Genomic DNA, 2646 nt, shown 5'->3' with positions numbered 1-2646 from the left:
GTCCTGCATCATGTAGGCCAAGCGATCCTGGGGATAAGTCGGGTCCAGCGGCACATAGGCACCGCCGGCCTTGAGGATCGCCAGCAGGCCCACCAACATGTCGAAACCGCGCTCGGCGGCCAATCCTACCAGCACATCCGGGCCGACGCCGTGGGCGATCAACTGATGGGCGCGGCGGTTGGCCTGGGCGTTGAGCTCGCCGTAGGTCAGGGTTTGGGCGTTGCAACGCAAGGCGATGGCGTCAGGACGCAAGCGCGCCTGTTCGGCGATGCGCTGATGCAGGCAGGCTTCGCCCGAGAAGCTGTTCGGCGCCGGGTTCCATTGGGCGATGTGTTGCTGTTGCTCGGCGGCCGTGAGCATTGGCAGTTCACCGATGCGTTGGCGGGGATCGGCGACGATACCGTGCAGCAGGTTCAGCCAGTGATCGGCCAGGCGTTGCACAGTGCTGGCGTCGAACAAGTCAGTGGCATAGGTCAACGCCGCACCGAGTTCACCCTCGGCTTCCAGGGTATCGAGGGTCAGGTCGAACTGGGCGGTCTGGCTTTCCCAGTCCTGGGCCTTGATGACCAGCCCGGGCAACGACGGCAGTGCCTGGCGAGCAACGCTCTGGTGGTTGTACAGCACCTGGAACAACGGGCTGTGGCTCAGGTTGCGCTCAGGCCGCAGCGCCTCGACCAGTTGCTCGAACGGCAGGTCCTGATGGGCCTCGGCGCCGATGGCCGCCTGTTTGACCTGCGCCAGCAACGCACTGAAACGCTGCTGCGGATCGACCTCGGCCTTGAGCACCTGGGTGTTGACGAAAAAGCCGATCAGCCCCTCAGTCTCCACCCGGTTGCGGTTGGCGATGGGCACGCCGACACGAATGTCCGACTGGCCGCTGTAGCGATGCAGCAAGGCCTGGAACGACGCCAGCAAGACCATGAACAACGTGCTGCCTTCGCGCTGGGCCAGTTGTCGCAGCTGTTGGCCCAGTGCCTGGGGCAGGTCGACAGCCAGGCGTGCGCCGGCAAAGCTCTGCCGGGGCGGACGCGGCCGGTCGGTGGGCAGCGCCAGCAACGGCTGCTCGCCCCCCAATACATCGGTCCAGTACGCCAGTTGCCGTTCCCGCTCGCCGGCGTCCATCCACTGACGCTGCCACACCGCGTAATCGGCATACTGGATCGGCAACTCGGCCAATGCCGGGGTCTCACCCTGGCTGTACGCGGCATAACCCTGGATCAGTTCCTGCACCAGCAATTGCATCGACCAGCCATCGGAGACGATGTGGTGTTGGGTCAGCACCAGCACATGTTCGTCGGCCGCCACCCGCAGCAGGCCGACCCGCAGCAGCGGGCCGTTTTGCAGGTCGAATGGCTGGGCGATCTGCTGGCGGACGAAGGCCTGGATCTGTTCATTGCCGCCGTTGAGCATCTGCGGGATCACCACCGGGTTCATCTGTCCGTGAATGACTTGGAACGCTTGTTCATCGACCTGGACGAAGGTGGTGCGCAGGCTCTCGTGGCGCTGCACCAGGGCGGCGAAACTCCGTTGCAAGGCCTCCAGGTCCAGGGCGCCCTGGATCCGCAGCGCCGCCGGAATGTGGTACGCCGCGCTGTGGGGCTCCATCTGCCAGAGGAACCACTGGCGTTGCTGGGCGTAGGACAGTGGCAATTGCACCTGGTCCCGGGCAAGACGCGGGATGCTCGCCGGCCGCGCCACGTCGCTGTCCACCAGCGCGGCCACACAGGCCTCAAGGCTGGCGTTCTCGAACAACTGGCGCAGTTGCAGGTTCAGGCCGAGGGCCTGGCGAATGCGCGAGACCATCTGTGTCGCCAGCAGCGAATGGCCGCCCAGCTCGAAGAAGTTATCGCTCAGACCGACCCGTTCGACCTTGAGCACGTCCTGCCAGATCGCTGCGATCTGTTGCTCCAGCTCACTTCGCGGTGCCACATAGTCCTGCTGGACCTGGCTGGCGTCGGCGGTGGGTAAGGCCTTGCGGTCGAGCTTGCCGTTGGCGGTCAGTGGCCATTGTTCGAGGAACAGCAAGTGCGTCGGCACCATGTAGTCCGGCAGGTCAGCCTTGAGCTGGGTCTTGAGCTGCTCGCGCAGGCCAGCGGCGTCTTCGGTGGCGTGGGCCGGGATGACGTAAGCCACCAGTTGCTGGCCGCTCGGCCCTTCCTGGGCCAACACCAGCGCTTCGCGCACCGACGCCAGGGCATTCAGGCGCGCTTCGATCTCGCCCAGTTCGATGCGGAACCCACGGATTTTCACTTGGTGGTCGATGCGACCGACGTACTCGATGACGCCATCGCTGCGGTACTGCGCCAGGTCGCCGGTGCGATACAAGCGTGCGCCGCTGTCGCCGAACGGGTCGGGAATAAACCGCAACGCAGTGAGATCGCCACGGTTCAGGTAACCCCGGGCCAAGCCGGCACGACCGACGTACAGTTCACCGACGCAGCCTTTCGGCACGGGGTTGAGGTCGCCGTCCAGCAAGTACCACGACAGGTCGGCAATCGGCTCGCCAATCGGACTGCTGGCGTCCTGTTCCAGGTCCGCCAGCGACAGCGGACGGTAGGTCACGTGCACGGTGGTTTCGGTGATGCCGTACATGTTGATCAATTGTGGGGCTGCGTCGCCGTACTTGTCGAACCACGGGCGCAGGGC

1 protein-coding gene is annotated in these 2646 nt (G+C 65.1%); it reads right to left on the bottom strand.

Features of this window, described 5'->3' with window-relative positions:
- The coding region (locus BM321_RS29195; RefSeq protein ID WP_139236224.1) for a condensation domain-containing protein at positions 1-2646 on the bottom strand (2646 nt) is incomplete at both ends.

Origin of the sequence: Pseudomonas sp. NFIX10, assembly GCF_900111955.1 — a bacterium.
Classification (GTDB): domain Bacteria; phylum Pseudomonadota; class Gammaproteobacteria; order Pseudomonadales; family Pseudomonadaceae; genus Aquipseudomonas; species Aquipseudomonas fluorescens_AA.
The sequence above is the reverse complement of the archived record's forward strand: the minus strand, read 5'-3'. Positions and strand labels throughout refer to the sequence as shown.